This window comes from Enterobacter sp. UPMP2061 (assembly GCF_053709615.1).
Genome location: NZ_JBSKJP010000006.1, coordinates 170605 through 185526, shown reverse-complemented (window position 1 = coordinate 185526; position 14922 = coordinate 170605). Strand labels below are relative to the sequence as shown.

The 14922-nt window shown below is 56.0% G+C and carries 13 protein-coding genes and 3 tRNA genes; 13 read left to right on the top strand and 3 right to left on the bottom strand.

From position 1 onward, the window contains the following. Together asd and rsgA are read right to left on the bottom strand one after the other, a co-directional pair. On the bottom strand, positions 1 to 969 hold the full coding sequence (asd, locus tag ACWKXX_RS14345) for an archaetidylserine decarboxylase (RefSeq protein ID WP_261665788.1): 969 nt from the start codon (positions 967 to 969) through the stop codon (positions 1 to 3). Positions 970 to 1066: 97 nt separating this feature from the next. Next, positions 1067 to 2119, bottom strand: coding sequence for a small ribosomal subunit biogenesis GTPase RsgA (gene rsgA / locus ACWKXX_RS14340; RefSeq protein ID WP_261665787.1), 1053 nt, complete (start codon positions 2117 to 2119; stop codon positions 1067 to 1069). A 107-nt stretch (positions 2120 to 2226) separates the two neighbouring features. On the opposite strand from rsgA, the gene orn reads away from it, so the two are divergent. The 4 genes from orn (at position 2227) to ACWKXX_RS14320 (ending at position 3286) form a co-directional block, all read left to right on the top strand. Then, positions 2227 to 2772: an oligoribonuclease gene (gene orn / locus ACWKXX_RS14335; protein WP_003855965.1), complete on the top strand. Its 546-nt coding sequence runs from the start codon at positions 2227 to 2229 to the stop codon at positions 2770 to 2772. A gap of 196 nt (positions 2773 to 2968) precedes the next feature. Further along, a tRNA-Gly gene (locus tag ACWKXX_RS14330) sits at positions 2969 to 3044 on the top strand. A 45-nt stretch (positions 3045 to 3089) separates the two neighbouring features. After that, positions 3090 to 3165, top strand: a tRNA-Gly gene (locus ACWKXX_RS14325). A gap of 45 nt (positions 3166 to 3210) precedes the next feature. Further along, positions 3211 to 3286, top strand: a tRNA-Gly gene (locus ACWKXX_RS14320). 270 nt (positions 3287 to 3556) lie between these two features. Here the strand turns inward: ACWKXX_RS14320 and queG are convergent. After that, positions 3557 to 4696: a tRNA epoxyqueuosine(34) reductase QueG gene (queG, locus tag ACWKXX_RS14315; RefSeq protein WP_047637851.1), complete on the bottom strand. Its 1140-nt coding sequence runs from the start codon at positions 4694 to 4696 to the stop codon at positions 3557 to 3559. On the opposite strand from queG, the gene nnr reads away from it, so the two are divergent. From nnr to hflC, 9 genes are all read left to right on the top strand, one after another. After that, the gene (gene nnr / locus ACWKXX_RS14310; protein ID WP_261665786.1) at positions 4695 to 6218 is read left to right on the top strand and encodes a bifunctional ADP-dependent NAD(P)H-hydrate dehydratase/NAD(P)H-hydrate epimerase; all 1524 of its coding nucleotides are present in this window, start codon (positions 4695 to 4697) and stop codon (positions 6216 to 6218) included. The genes queG and nnr overlap by 2 nt on opposite strands. Beyond that, complete coding sequence (gene tsaE / locus ACWKXX_RS14305) at positions 6211 to 6672, top strand: tRNA (adenosine(37)-N6)-threonylcarbamoyltransferase complex ATPase subunit type 1 TsaE (protein WP_003855970.1); 462 nt, start codon at positions 6211 to 6213, stop codon at positions 6670 to 6672. The genes nnr and tsaE overlap by 8 nt, the downstream gene beginning before the upstream one ends. Before the next feature lie 16 nt (positions 6673 to 6688). Further along, entirely contained in the window at positions 6689 to 8029 is a 1341-nt protein-coding gene (amiB, locus tag ACWKXX_RS14300) for an N-acetylmuramoyl-L-alanine amidase AmiB (RefSeq protein ID WP_023295800.1), read from the top strand. A 9-nt stretch (positions 8030 to 8038) separates the two neighbouring features. Beyond that, positions 8039 to 9883 carry a DNA mismatch repair endonuclease MutL gene (gene mutL, locus ACWKXX_RS14295; protein ID WP_017694677.1) on the top strand — a complete coding sequence of 615 codons (1845 nt, stop codon included), beginning with the start codon at positions 8039 to 8041 and terminating at the stop codon, positions 9881 to 9883. Further along, positions 9876 to 10826 (top strand): tRNA (adenosine(37)-N6)-dimethylallyltransferase MiaA, encoded by a 951-nt coding sequence (gene miaA, locus ACWKXX_RS14290; protein WP_017383956.1) that lies wholly within the window; start codon positions 9876 to 9878, stop codon positions 10824 to 10826. Before mutL ends, miaA begins: the two co-directional genes overlap by 8 nt. A gap of 85 nt (positions 10827 to 10911) precedes the next feature. Beyond that, complete coding sequence (gene hfq, locus ACWKXX_RS14285; RefSeq protein WP_003855990.1) at positions 10912 to 11223, top strand: RNA chaperone Hfq; 312 nt, start codon at positions 10912 to 10914, stop codon at positions 11221 to 11223. Positions 11224 to 11297: 74 nt separating this feature from the next. Continuing rightward, a complete protein-coding gene (gene hflX, locus ACWKXX_RS14280; protein WP_003855991.1) occupies positions 11298 to 12578 on the top strand; it encodes a ribosome rescue GTPase HflX in 1281 nt (426 codons plus the stop codon). Between the two features lie 56 nt (positions 12579 to 12634). Beyond that, positions 12635 to 13894 carry an FtsH protease activity modulator HflK gene (hflK, locus tag ACWKXX_RS14275; RefSeq protein WP_003855992.1) on the top strand — a complete coding sequence of 420 codons (1260 nt, stop codon included), beginning with the start codon at positions 12635 to 12637 and terminating at the stop codon, positions 13892 to 13894. A 2-nt stretch (positions 13895 to 13896) separates the two neighbouring features. Then, a complete protein-coding gene (hflC, locus tag ACWKXX_RS14270; protein WP_003855994.1) occupies positions 13897 to 14901 on the top strand; it encodes a protease modulator HflC in 1005 nt (334 codons plus the stop codon). Positions 14902 to 14922: the final 21 nt, after the last annotated feature.

Sequence of the window (14922 nt, the reverse complement as noted above, 5' to 3'; positions counted from 1 at the left end):
TTAGCCTTCGTCTTTTTTGTCGTCAACCAGCGGGCTGGCGTCGTGCTCGGCTTTGATCTCTTCTTCCGGCAACGGGGCAGGCGCAACCTCTGGCGTCACAAAGACCTCCGTCGATACTGCCAGAGGCTGGCCGAGTTTGGTCACGGACAGGCTTTCCAGCTCGTCGACCAGGTTAACTTTGCCCGGTGCGAACAGGTTGATGACCGTTGAGCCCAGCTTGAAGCGACCCATTTCCTGACCTTTCAGCAGGGCCACAGAACCTTCTTCTTCGCCGGCAGGCCAGGTCCAGCGCTTGATCACGCCTTCGCGCGGCGGCGTAATGGTGCCCGCCCAGACGGTTTCGATGCTGCCTACAATGGTAGCACCCACCAGAATCTGCGCCATTGGGCCAAATTCAGTATCAAACAGGCAGATGACGCGCTCGTTACGGGCAAACAGGTTAGGAACGTTTTGCGCCGTCAGGTGGTTTACAGAGAACAGATCCCCCGGCACGTAGATCATCTCGCGCAGAATACCATTACACGGCATATGCACGCGGTGGTAGTCGCGTGGGGAGAGATAGGTGGTCGCGAAATTCCCGTTACGGAACAGATCGGCCATTATGTAGTTACCGGCCAGCAGCGCTTCCAGGCTGTAGTTATGGCCTTTTGCCTGCAAAATTTTGTCGTCTTCAATTTTACCCAGCTGGCTGATCACGCCGTCCGCTGGCATCACCAGCACGTTCGGGTCGGTATTCAGCGGGCGCACTTCGTCGCGCAGCGGACGCACAAAAAATTCGTTGAAGGTGCGGTAGCTTGCCGTATCCGGCTTCTGCGCTTCTTTCATGTCGACCTTGTAGTATTTCACGAACAGGTCGATGACCAGTTTGGTCAGCCAGCCCGCTCGTTTGCTCGCGCCCCAGCCCGCCAGGCGAGTGAGCCACAGTTTCGGCAGAATGTATTGAAGCGAAAGTTTAAATGAGTTTAACAAGGTAGCCTCCAGGCCATTGTTTTGTCGTTCCTGATCCGGCATTACGCTGCCGGAACCTGAAAAAAGGGGACGATTTTAGCGACGCTTAGCTTAGTTGTCAGTTATCAGAATCAGAAAAGTTTTTACGCGTTTTTACCTGGTCCATGCTTTCGAGAATACGGTGGTAATTTTCGAAACGGGTTTCCGCAATTTCTCCGTTCTCTACCGCTTCGCGGATAGCGCAGCCCGGATCGTTGTCATGTTTACAGTCGCGGTATTTGCAAGCGCCTAAATAGTCATGGAATTCGACAAATCCGTTAAAGATTTGTTCCGGCTCGAGGTGCCAGAGACCAAACTCACGCACGCCCGGGGAGTCAATCACATCGCCACCGTGCGGGAAGTGATAGAGACGTGAGGCAGTGGTGGTGTGCTGGCCCAGGCCCGAGACGTCAGACACATCGTTGGTCAGGATCTCCTGCTGAAGGCCGAGCAGGTTGTTAAGCAGGCTCGATTTACCTACGCCGGACTGCCCCGCAAAGATGCTGATGCGGTCGGTCAGCGCACCTTCTAACGGCTTCAGGCCATCTTTGGTGCGGCTGGAAACCATCAACACGCGATAGCCAATGTTGCGGTAAATATCCATCTGCTCATTTACAAAGGCCATGGCCTCGTCATCCAGCAGATCGATTTTATTCAGCACGATGAGCGGCTCAACCTGTAGCGTTTCGCAGGCCACCAGATAACGGTCAATAATATTGAGCGAAAGCTCAGGCAAAATCGCCGAAACGATCACTATCTGGTTGATGTTGGCGGCAATAGGCTTCACGCCGTCGTAGAAATCCGGACGGGTCAGAACCGACGTGCGTTCATGCACGGCTTCAACGATACCTTTAACCGTTACCCCTTCCGCCGCCTCTTTGCCTGGACGCCAGACCACGCGGTCACCGGTCACCAGGGAACGGATGGTGCGACGGATATTGCAACGGTGGATATCCCCGTCGGCGGATTCGACATCGGCGTGCATGCCGAAGCGGCTAATCACAACGCCTTCTGTCGCTTCGCCAAACAGGTTGTCGTCGTAATCGGGCTTCTCCGTAGTGGTTTTAAGACGGCGCTGGTGATTTGCATTCACGCGGCGCTGCTGCCCTTTGGAGAGTTTATTTTTACTCAATCGCGCTGGCTCCTGGTCGCCCGTAGCGGGCAAAACCTCTATGATACACTCTAATTAATACTAGTTAACCTGCTACTGCCGGTTATGCGAGAAGGGTGGAAAATAACATGAGCGCGGACGAAAACAACCTGATTTGGATCGATCTGGAGATGACCGGCCTGGATCCCGAGCGCGATCGCATTATTGAGATCGCCACACTGGTCACCGATGCCAATCTCAATATTCTGGCGGAAGGCCCAACGATTGCCGTTCACCAGTCCGATGACCAGCTTGCGCTGATGGATGAGTGGAACGTGCGTACCCATACCGGCAGCGGGCTGGTGGAACGCGTGAAGGCCAGCACCCTGGGCGACCGCGAAGCGGAGCTGGCGACGCTTGAATTTCTGAAGCAGTGGGTGCCGGCAGGAAAATCGCCTATCTGTGGCAACAGCATTGGTCAGGATCGTCGTTTCCTGTTTAAGTACATGCCGGAGCTGGAGTCCTACTTCCACTACCGCTATCTGGATGTGAGCACCCTGAAAGAGCTGGCCCGTCGCTGGAAACCGGAAATTCTCGACGGCTTTACAAAGCAGGGGACGCACCAGGCGATGGACGACATCCGTGAGTCTGTTGCGGAGCTGGCGTACTATCGCGAAAACTTCATTAAGCTCTGATTTTGCGATCCGGCGCCTTGCGTGGCCGGGTTTTTGTCGCTAAATTGTTCAGCTTGCCGATTAAATAAGCACTTGAACTGAATTTCAAAAAAATCGCTTTGAGGGGGGTTGCAGCTAAACGGATTTCTCGTATAATGCGCCTCCCGTAACGACAGAGAATTACACGTTACGACAGCAACAAAAGCAGTACAGATTTGCGGGAATAGCTCAGTTGGTAGAGCACGACCTTGCCAAGGTCGGGGTCGCGAGTTCGAGTCTCGTTTCCCGCTCCAAAATTTGAAAAGTATCGCAAGATACGCCAGCACCAGAACACCCAAGCGGGAATAGCTCAGTTGGTAGAGCACGACCTTGCCAAGGTCGGGGTCGCGAGTTCGAGTCTCGTTTCCCGCTCCAAAATTTGAAAGTATCGCAAGATACGCATAGCACCAGAACACCCAAGCGGGAATAGCTCAGTTGGTAGAGCACGACCTTGCCAAGGTCGGGGTCGCGAGTTCGAGTCTCGTTTCCCGCTCCAAATTCTTCTTCATCTCCAGATTATCCACAGCGAAGTGCTTCGTTGGGGACGTTTTCTATTATGTCTGAAATACTCTTGTGAACAGAGTTATCCACAGAAGCCGTGTTAAAACCAGTCTGTACGAAATGTTAGCAGGGTGAATAATATCTTCGTAATTCCCTGTAATTTATGAAGAAAATTTGATTTCAAAATGTTATTGAGATCACTTGACCTGTTTGCCAGAGCTGATGGCGCCTGAATTCTTATTTTTATTCACAGCCTGTGAATATATCACACATCCCGCGGCAGCCCTTTTTCAATCACCCTGACCAGGCGCTGTTTCTTCGGTAACTGCACTTCAACCACACCCGCATTTCGCTTCTCAATTTGCTGCGCAATCGCCCATTCTATGTGCTCATCAAGAAGTGGGTGCTCACCTCTACGACTTTCGAGCGCCTGAAGATTTGCTTCATCCCACGGGGCATTCCCCAGCGCAACAGCCACATTACGCAGCCAGCGCAGGTGGCCGATACGACGTATGGCGGAACCCTCCGTCACCTTCAGGAACCAGGCTTCGCTCCAGGCGAACAGTTCGATCAACTGCGGGGCATGTAACGCCTTGCGCGGACTGAAGTCTTCTTCGTCCGTCAACTGTGAATAACGGTTCCACGGACAAATCAGCTGACAGTCATCACAGCCGTAGATGCGGTTGCCGATAAGCGGACGAAATTCCTCTGGAATGGCGCCTTCCAGCTCGATAGTGAGATAAGAGATACAGCGGCGCGCATCAACGGTATACGGTTCGACAATAGCGCCCGTTGGGCAGATGGTCATACAGGCCACACAGCGACCACAGCCTTCTTCCACCGGACCGTCTACCGGCAGGGGTAAATCAATCAGCAGTTCACCCAGGAAAAAGAATGAGCCCGCGTCGCGGCTTAAGATAAGTGAGTGCTTACCTGTCCAGCCGAGCCCGGCTTTTTCGGCGATCGGGCGCTCAAGAATAGGCGCAGAATCGACAAAGGGTCTAAAATTCAGCGAAACACAGTGCTGCTGAATGGTTTCCCCGAGCTTTTTTAGACGGTTGCGCAGAAGTTTATGGTAGTCACGTCCCAGAGCGTATCGGCTGACGTAACCCAGCGAAGGATTTTTTAGCGTGCGCGCAAAGGCCGCGTTAGCAGGCAGATAGTTCATGCGTACGCTAATAACGCGCAGCGTACCCGGCAACAGCTCGTGGGGGCGGGCACGCATCATACCGTGACGCGCCATCCACTCCATCTCGCCGTGGTATTGTTTATCCAGCCATGCCTGGAGCTTAGGCTCGCTGGCAGAGAGGTCGGTGTCAGTAATACCGACCTTCTGGAAGCCCAGTTCAGCACCCCACTGTTTTATTTTTTGCGCTAATTCATTGAGATTGAGGGGCTGTGACATGACGGACCATACTGTGAAGAAAAACCCCGCAAGTATACCACATTCCATCTGGCATGCGGATGACCTCCGTCGGGCCGAGAAAGAGGCCGCAGATAGCCTGGGCATTACCCTTTACGAACTGATGCAGCGCGCGGGCGAGGCGGCGTTTAACGTGGCGCGTACGGCTTATCCGAATGCTTCGCACTATCTGATCCTGTGCGGGCACGGCAATAACGGTGGCGATGGTTATGTGGTGGCTCGTCTTGCGGTGGCGGCGGGGCTGCGCGTCACCCTGCTGGCGCTGGAGAGCGACAAGCCGTTACCGGAAGAAGCAGGCATGGCGAGAGAGGCCTGGCTGAATGCGGGGGGCATTATTCATGCGCCTGATATCGTCTGGCCCGAGGATGTCGACGTGATTGTTGATGGTCTGCTGGGGACGGGACTGATGCGCGCGCCTCGCGATGACGTCGCCGCGCTGATTACGCGCGCTAATGCGCACCCCGCCCCGGTGGTAGCGCTGGATATTCCCTCCGGCCTGATGGCGCAAACAGGCGTGACGCCGGGCGTGTCGATTGAGGCGGCGCGCACCGTGACCTTTATCGCCCTGAAGCCGGGTTTACTGACCGGTAAAGCGCGGGATGTCGTGGGCACGTTACACCACAACGCCCTGGGGCTGGAAAACTGGCTGGCCGGACAGGATACCCACATCACCCGCTTTGATGCCTCCCTGCTTGCACAGTGGCTGCCGCCGCGCCGTCCCACGTCCCATAAGGGCGACCATGGCCGACTGCTGATTATCGGCGGCGATCGCGGCACGGCAGGTGCGATTCGTATGACAGGAGAGGCCGCGTTGCGCAGCGGCGCCGGATTAATACGCGTGCTGACCCGCAGCGAAAACATCCCGCCCATTATTACCGCGCGGCCGGAGCTGATGGTCCACGAGCTTACCCCGCAGGCGATTGAAGAGGGTCTTGAGTGGGCGGACGTGGTGGTCATTGGTCCGGGCCTGGGTCAGCAGGAGTGGGGTAAACAGGCCCTGCAAAAGGCCGAGAATTTTCGTAAACCGATGCTCTGGGATGCCGACGCGCTTAACCTTCTGGCAATAAACCCGGATAAGCGTCACAATCGCATTCTGACGCCGCACCCCGGCGAAGCCGCACGGCTGCTTAACAGTAGCGTGGCAGAAATTGAAAGCGATCGCTTACTTTCAGCCCAACGTCTGGTAAAACGTTACGGAGGTGTTGCCGTTTTGAAAGGGGCGGGGACCGTTATCGCCAGCGATGGTGCGATGGGCATCGTTGATGCCGGTAATGCAGGCATGGCGAGCGGCGGCATGGGCGATGTGCTCTCTGGCATCATTGGCGCATTGCTCGGACAGAAACTTCCCCTTTATGATGCAGCCTGTGCCGGCTGCGTGGCCCACGGTGTGGCGGCTGACAGGCTGGCTGCTTGTTACGGAACGCGCGGAATGCTGGCCACCGATCTTTTTTGCACGCTGCGGCGTGTTGTTAACCCGGATGTGATTGACGTAGAAAATGACTAATCGAGCGATTCCTTTACCTGATGAACAAGCCACTTTAGATCTCGGCAAGCGCGTGGCGCAGGCCTGTCAGGGGGCGACCGTCATTTATCTGTATGGTGATTTAGGCGCGGGTAAAACAACCTTCAGCCGTGGCTTTTTGCAGGCGTTAGGCCATAACGGGAACGTAAAAAGCCCGACCTACACGCTGGTAGAACCGTACACGCTTGAAAATATCATGGTGTACCACTTTGATTTATATCGTCTTGCGGATCCTGAGGAGCTGGAATTTATGGGGATCCGCGATTACTTTGCCAACGACGCCATCTGCCTGGTGGAGTGGCCGCAACAAGGTGCGGGTGTGCTGCCTGACCCGGATGTCGAAATTCACTTAGATTACCAGGCACAAGGGCGTGAGGCGCGCATCAGTGCGGTTTCCTCATCAGGCTGTTCCTTACTGGCGCGTTTAGCCGGTTGAGCGTAGGGATAACGGGATGATTAATCGCGTTAAAGGTTGGGTGCTGGCTGCCACGGTCCTGCTGTGCGCGCAGGCCGGGGCGGCCAGCCTCTCGGATATTCAGGTGTCGAATGGCGATAGCCAGGCCCGTATTACGTTCAGCTTTATGGGCGATCCTGAATATGCTTTCTCACAAATCGACAGCCGCAGCGTGGCGCTCGATATTAAACAGACCGGGGTGATCCAGGGGCTGCCGCTCCAGTTCAGCGGCAACAATCTGGTGAAAAGCATCCGTTCGGGGACGCCGAAGGATGCACAGTCTCTGCGTCTGGTGGTCGATCTCACCGAAAAGGGCAAGACGAAGGCGGTTAAGCAGCAAAACGGCGCCAATTATACGGTGGTCTTTACCATTAATGCTGATGTTCCGCCCCCGCCACCGCCTGCACCTGTTGTAGCAAAACGCGTGGAGGCGCCGGTTTATACCCCAAGGCCGTCTGAGCCAGCCCGTAATCCGTTTAAATCACAAAATGACCGACTTACCGCCGTGACCAGCAGCAACACGGTGACGCGTCCGGCGGTCAGCGCGCGGCGTACGCCGGTCAGTGGCGACAAAGTGATTATCGCCATCGACGCCGGACACGGCGGGCAAGATCCTGGCGCGATTGGCCCGGGCGGCACGCGGGAGAAAAACGTCACTATCGCCATCGCCCGTAAGCTGCGTGCGCTTCTGAATGACGATCCGATGTTTAAAGGGGTCATGACCCGCGACGGAGACTACTTTATTTCAGTGATGGGACGCTCGGATGTGGCGCGTAAGCAAAACGCCAACTTCCTGGTGTCGATTCACGCGGATGCTGCGCCGAACCGTAACGCCACCGGCGCGTCGGTATGGGTGCTGTCGAACCGTCGCGCCAACAGTGAAATGGCGAACTGGCTTGAAGAGCACGAGAAGCAGTCTGAACTGTTAGGCGGGGCAGGCGATGTGCTGGCAAACAGCCAGGCCGATCCGTATCTCAGCCAGGCGGTGTTGGATTTACAGTTCGGTCATTCTCAGCGCGTCGGGTATGATGTCGCCACTAACGTACTGAGCCAGCTGCAAAGCATTGGATCGCTGCATAAGCGTCGCCCTGAGCATGCAAGCCTCGGTGTCCTGCGTTCGCCGGATATTCCGTCGATTCTGGTAGAGACGGGCTTTATCAGTAACAACGGCGAAGAGCGCCTGTTGGGCAGCGACAGCTATCAGCAGCAAATTGCCGAAGCGATTTATAACGGTCTGCGTAAATACTTTGACGCGCATCCGCTTCAGTCTGCTCCGCAGGGCGGGGCCGCCCAGACGGCAAGCGCCGCGCTGCCGGGTGAGATGACCGCGACTAATTAAGGAGAGTTCATGCCGATTCAGGTTCTACCGCCGCAGCTCGCGAACCAAATCGCCGCCGGTGAGGTGGTGGAACGCCCTGCGTCGGTGGTGAAGGAACTGGTGGAAAACAGCCTCGATGCAGGGGCGACCCGCATTGATATTGATATCGAACGTGGGGGCGCAAAGCTTATCCGCATTCGTGATAACGGCTGTGGCATCAAAAAGGACGAGCTGGCGCTGGCGCTGGCGCGTCATGCCACCAGTAAAATTGCCTCACTTGACGATCTGGAAGCGATTATCAGCCTGGGTTTTCGCGGCGAAGCGCTGGCCAGTATCAGCTCCGTTTCCCGCTTAACGTTGACCTCCCGCACGGCCGACCAGCAGGAAGCCTGGCAGGCCTACGCCGAAGGGCGTGATATGGACGTCACGGTTAAACCTGCGGCGCACCCGGTAGGCACCACGCTTGAAGTGCTGGATCTCTTCTATAACACGCCCGCCCGGCGCAAGTTTATGCGAACCGAGAAGACCGAATTCGGACATATCGACGAGATCATCCGCCGCATCGCGCTGGCGCGCTTTGATGTCACCATCAACCTCAGCCATAACGGTAAGGTGATGCGCCAGTACCGCGCGGTGGCGGAGGGTGGACAAAAGGAGCGTCGGTTGGGCGCCATCTGCGGCACACCGTTTCTGGAAAAAGCACTGGCCATTGAGTGGCAGCATGGCGATCTGGCCCTGCGCGGCTGGGTTGCCGATCCGAACGCCAGCAGCGCCGCGTTCGCAGAAATCCAGTATTGCTACGTCAACGGCCGCATGATGCGCGACCGCCTGATTAACCACGCTATTCGACAGGCCTGCGAAGATAAGCTCGGCGCCGATCAACAGCCCGCCTTTGTGCTTTATCTGGAGATCGACCCGCACCAGGTTGACGTTAACGTGCACCCCGCCAAGCACGAGGTGCGTTTCCACCAGTCGCGCCTGGTGCATGATTTCATCTACCAGGGCGTTGCCGCTGTATTGCAGCAGCAGGCAAAGCCAGAGTTGCCGCTGGCAAAAGAAGAGCCCGCGCCGCGCCCACTGCCGGAAAACCGCGTGGCGGCCGGGCGTAACCATTTTGCCGAACCGGCGGTCGCGCGCGAGCCGGCTGCTCCACGTTTATCCCCGGCGGGCAACGCGCCGCGACCAACCGGTGCCAACTATCCCAACGCTCAGCCGGGCTACCACAAACAGCAGGGGGCGCTGTACCGCAAACTGCTGGATACGCCGGCGGTGGAGCATAAAGAGCACATCACGGTTTCAACCCCCTCTCTGGATGGGCATAGCCAGAGTTTTGGTCGGGTATTGACCATTATTGCTCCCGACATGGCGTTGCTTGAACGCGAAGGTAAACTGCTGTTGCTGGCGCTTTCCGTGGCGGAGCGCTGGCTCAAACAGGCGCAGTTAACCCCGGGGGTGAATGCCGCCTGCGCGCAGCCGCTGTTGATCCCCGTTCGCCTGAAAATATCCCCTGAAGAAACAGGGGTTTTGCGGCGCGTGCAGACGCAACTGGCCGAAATGGGGATTGAAATCGTACTGGACGCGCAGCATGTGACAATTCGCGCAGTGCCTTTACCCTTACGCCAACAAAATTTACAAAACTTGATTCCTGAACTGATAGGCTACCTGGCGCAGCAAACGACGTTTGATGCCGCCGATACCGCGCAGTGGATCGCCCGCCATCTGGCCAGCGAGCATGCACCGTGGAGTATGGCGCAGGCGATTACCGTTCTGGCGGAGGTGGAGCGCCTCTGTCCACAGCTGGTGAAAGCGCCTCCAGGTGGTTTGTTACAACCTGTTGATTTACAAACGGCGATGACCGCCCTGAAACATGACTGATGTAAGTAAGGCGAGCCTGCCAAAGGCGATTTTTTTAATGGGGCCAACGGCCTCCGGTAAAACGGCGTTAGCCATTGAGTTACGTAAAGTTTTGCCAGTAGAGTTGATTAGCGTTGATTCAGCCCTCATCTACCGAGGGATGGACATCGGCACGGCGAAGCCCAACGCAGACGAACTGCGTGCGGCACCGCACCGTTTACTGGATATTCTCGACCCGGCACAGGCTTACTCCGCGGCAGATTTTCGCCGCGACGCCTTAGCCGAGATGGCCGAGATTACCGCCGCGGGACGCATACCGCTGTTAGTTGGCGGCACGATGCTCTACTTTAAGGCGCTGCTGGAGGGGTTATCGCCTCTGCCATCGGCCGATCCGGAAGTGAGAGCGAAGATTGAGCGGCAGGCGGCAGAGCAGGGGTGGGACGCTTTGCACAGGCAACTGGAAGAGATTGACCCGGTTGCCGCAGCGCGGATCCACCCAAACGATCCGCAAAGGCTTTCCCGGGCACTGGAAGTTTTTTTCATTTCGGGTAAAACTTTAACGGAACTGACGCAAACGTCAGGAGACGCTCTGCCGTATCAGGTGCATCAGTTCGCCATCGCCCCGGCGAGCCGTGAACTGCTCCATCAACGAATTGAGCAGCGTTTTCATCAGATGTTGGCTTCAGATTTTGAAGCAGAAGTGCGGGCGCTTTTTGCCCGTGGAGATTTGCATACGGACATGCCTTCCATTCGTTGTGTGGGATACCGCCAGATGTGGTCGTATCTTGAAGGTGAGATTTCATACGATGAAATGGTTTATCGAGGTGTTTGCGCCACGAGACAGTTAGCGAAGCGCCAGATCACCTGGTTACGCGGTTGGGAGGGTGTTCACTGGTTAGACAGTGAAAAACCACAACAGGCGTTAAACGAAGTGATTGAGGTTATTGGTGATATCGCTGACTGAATGTGTACAATTAAGCCGTATCGTGCGCAATTTTTCAGAATCGCAAGGTTCTAAGTACAAAACAAGCATATAAGGAAAAGATAGAATGGCTAAGGGGCAATCTTTACAAGATCCGTTCCTGAACGCATTGCGTCGGGAGCGTGTTCCAGTTTCTATTTATTTGGTGAATGGTATTAAGCTGCAAGGTCAGATTGAGTCTTTCGATCAGTTCGTGATCCTGTTGAAAAACACGGTCAGCCAGATGGTCTATAAGCACGCGATTTCTACTGTTGTTCCGTCCCGTCCGGTATCTCATCACAGCAATAACGCTGGCGGCGGCACTGGCAGTAACTACCATCACGGCAGCAACGCGCAGGGTTCTTCAACACCAGCGCAGGACAGCGAAGAAACCGAATAAGGTTTTGGGCTGTTATCCACACGGGGAGCCAGGGATCCTGCGTTCCCCGCTGATCTTTTTAGAGAGGTTTACGCTTGTTTGACCGTTATGACGCCGGTGAGCAGGCGGTGCTGGTACACATCTATTTTTCGCAAGACAAAGATATGGAAGACCTCCAGGAGTTTGAATCTCTGGTCTCTTCCGCCGGTGTCGAAGCAATGCAGGTGATTACCGGTAGCCGTAAAGCGCCGCACCCGAAGTACTTTGTTGGTGAAGGTAAAGCAGTTGAAATTGCGGATGCCGTAAAAGCAACCGGCGCATCCGTTGTGCTGTTTGATCATGCGCTGTCTCCGGCTCAGGAACGTAACCTGGAAGCTCTCTGCGAATGCCGTGTAATCGATCGCACGGGGTTGATCTTAGATATTTTTGCTCAGCGTGCGCGTACCCACGAGGGTAAGTTGCAGGTTGAGCTGGCGCAGTTGCGCCATCTGGCGACGCGTCTGGTGCGTGGCTGGACACACCTTGAAAGACAAAAAGGCGGGATTGGTTTGCGCGGCCCGGGTGAAACCCAGCTCGAAACCGACCGCCGTTTGCTGCGTGGGCGTATAACCCAGATCCTTTCACGTCTGGAACGTGTAGAGAAACAGCGCGAACAGGGGCGTCGGGCGCGAACGAAAGCCGATATCCCAACGGTGTCGCTGGTGGGTTATACCAACGCCGGTAAATCCACCCTGTTTAACCAGATAACCGAGGCCCAGGTGTATGCCGCAGACCAGCTGTTTGCGACCCTGGACCCAACCCTGCGCCGTATTGACGTCGCAGACGTGGGTGAAACGGTGCTGGCGGATACCGTAGGGTTTATCCGCCATCTGCCGCACGATCTGGTCGCGGCGTTTAAAGCGACGTTGCAGGAGACGCGTCAGGCGACCCTGCTGCTGCATGTGATTGATGCGGCTGACGTACGCGTGCAGGAGAACATCGACGCGGTGAACGTGGTGCTCGAAGAGATCGACGCCCACGAAATTCCCACCCTGTTGGTGATGAACAAGATCGATATGCTGGACGATTTCGAACCGCGTATCGACCGAGACGAAGAGAACAAACCGATTCGGGTCTGGCTGTCTGCTCAGGCCGGGATTGGTGTGCCACTGCTTTTCCAGGCTTTGACAGAACGTCTTTCCGGTGAGGTAGCTCAGCACACGCTGCGACTGCCGCCACAGGAAGGCAGGCTGCGCAGCCGGTTTTATCAGCTTCAGGCGATAGAAAAAGAGTGGATGGAGGATGACGGCAGCGTGGGGATGCAGGTGCGTATGCCGATCGTTGACTGGCGTCGCCTCTGTAAACAAGAACCTGCGCTGGCGGACTATATCGTCTGATCAGAAAGGGGAAGCCTGAAAAATTCGCCCTTGCATAACAAATATGGAGCATATACATGGCGTGGAATCAGCCCGGTAATAACGGACAAGACCGCGACCCGTGGGGAAGCAGCAATAATCAAGGCGGCAACTCTGGGGGAAATGGCAACAAAGGTGGTCGCGAGCAGGGGCCGCCGGATCTGGATGATATCTTCCGCAAACTGAGCAAAAAGCTTGGTGGCCTTGGCGGAGGAAAAGGTTCTGGCTCGGGTGGCAATTCCACTCAGAGTCCGCGCCCGCCAATGGGTGGCCGCGTGGTGGGCATTGTCGCCGCTGCGGTGGTAATCATCTGGGCAGCCAGCGGGTTCTACACCATTAAAGAAGCAGAACGCGGCGTGGTCACCCGTTTCGGTAAGTTCAGCCATCTGGTTGAACCGGGCCTGAACTGGAAGCCGACCTTCATTGATGACGTGACCGCGGTTAACGTGGAGTCCGTCCGTGAACTGGCCGCCTCTGGCGTGATGTTGACCTCTGACGAGAACGTGGTGCGCGTTGAGATGAACGTACAGTACCGCGTGACCGATCCGGAACGTTATCTGTTTAGCGTGACCAGCGCCGATGACAGCCTGCGTCAGGCGACCGACAGCGCCCTGCGTGGCGTGATCGGTAAATACACCATGGACCGTATCCTGACCGAAGGTCGTACCGTTATTCGTAGCGATACCCAGCGTGAGCTGGAAGAGACCATCCGTCCGTACAACATGGGTATCACCCTGCTGGACGTCAACTTCCAGGCTGCACGTCCGCCGGAAGAGGTGAAAGCCGCGTTTGACGATGCGATTGCCGCGCGTGAAAACGAACAGCAGTACATCCGTGAAGCGGAAGCGTACACCAACGAAGTTCAGCCGCGTGCAAACGGTCAGGCGCAGCGTATTCTGGAAGAAGCGCGTGCGTATAAGACCCAGACCATCCTGGAAGCACAGGGTGAAGTGGCTCGCTTCGCGAAGATCCTGCCGGAATATAAAGCCGCGCCGGAAATTACCCGTGAGCGTCTCTATATCGAGACCATGGAAAAAGTGCTGAGCCATACGCGTAAAGTGCTGGTTAACGACAACAAAGGCGGAAACCTGATGGTCCTGCCGCTGGATCAGATGCTGAAAGGCGGTTCTGCACCGGCAGCAAAAGACAACAGCGGTGCGAACAACCTGCTGCGTCTGCCACCGGCCTCGTCTGGCAGCGCCAGCGCGAACACAACGCCTTCTTCGAACGATGGTGACATTATGGACCAACGCCGTGCTAACGCGCAGCGTAACGACTACCAGCGTCAGGGGGAATAAGGATGCGTAAGTCAGTTATTGCGATCATCATCATCGTACTGGTCGTGCTCTACACCTCCATCTTTGTGGTGAAAGAGGGCGAGCGTGGGATCAAGTTCCAGTTCAGCAGCGTCGTGCGTGATGGCGACAAGCGTCCGGTGATTTATGAGCCGGGTCTGCACTTTAAGATCCCGTTCATTCAGTCAGTGAAAACGCTCGATGCGCGTATCCAGACCATGGATAACCAGGCCGATCGTTTCGTGACTAAAGAGAAGAAAGACCTGATCGTTGATTCCTATATCAAATGGCGCATCAGCGATTTCAGCCGCTACTTCCTGGCAACCGGGGGTGGCGACGTTTCTCAGGCAGAAGTGCTGCTGAAACGTAAGTTCTCTGACCGTCTGCGTTCTGAAATTGGTCGTCTGGATGTGAAAGACATTGTGACCGACTCCCGTGGTCGTCTGACGCTGGAAGTGCGTGATGCGCTGAACTCCGGCTCTGCGGGCACCGAGGATGAAGTTGAAACCCCGGCGGCAGACGATGCGATTGCCAAAGCGGCTGAACGTGTTCAGGCTGAAACCAACGGTAAAGTGCCGGTGATCAACCCGAACAGTATGGCGGCGCTGGGCATCGAAGTGGTTGACGTGCGCATCAAGCAGATCAACCTGCCAGCGGAAGTGTCCGAGGCGATCTACAACCGTATGCGCGCCGAGCGTGAAGCGGTAGCCCGTCGTCACCGTTCACAGGGTCAGGAAGAAGCGGAAAAACTGCGCGCGGCAGCGGACTATGAAGTCACCAAGACGCTGGCGGAATCTGAGCGCCAGGGTCGTATCCTGCGCGGTGAAGGTGATGCCGAAGCGGCTAAACTGTTTGCTGATGCATTCAGCCAGGATCCAGACTTCTACGCCTTCATCCGTAGCCTTCGCGCTTACGAGAATAGCTTCAAGAGCAACCAGGATGTGATGGTGCTCAGCCCGGACAGCGATTTCTTCCGTTATATGAAGACGCCGACCAACGCAACGCGATAAACTCAGGCTCGTTTGAGTATT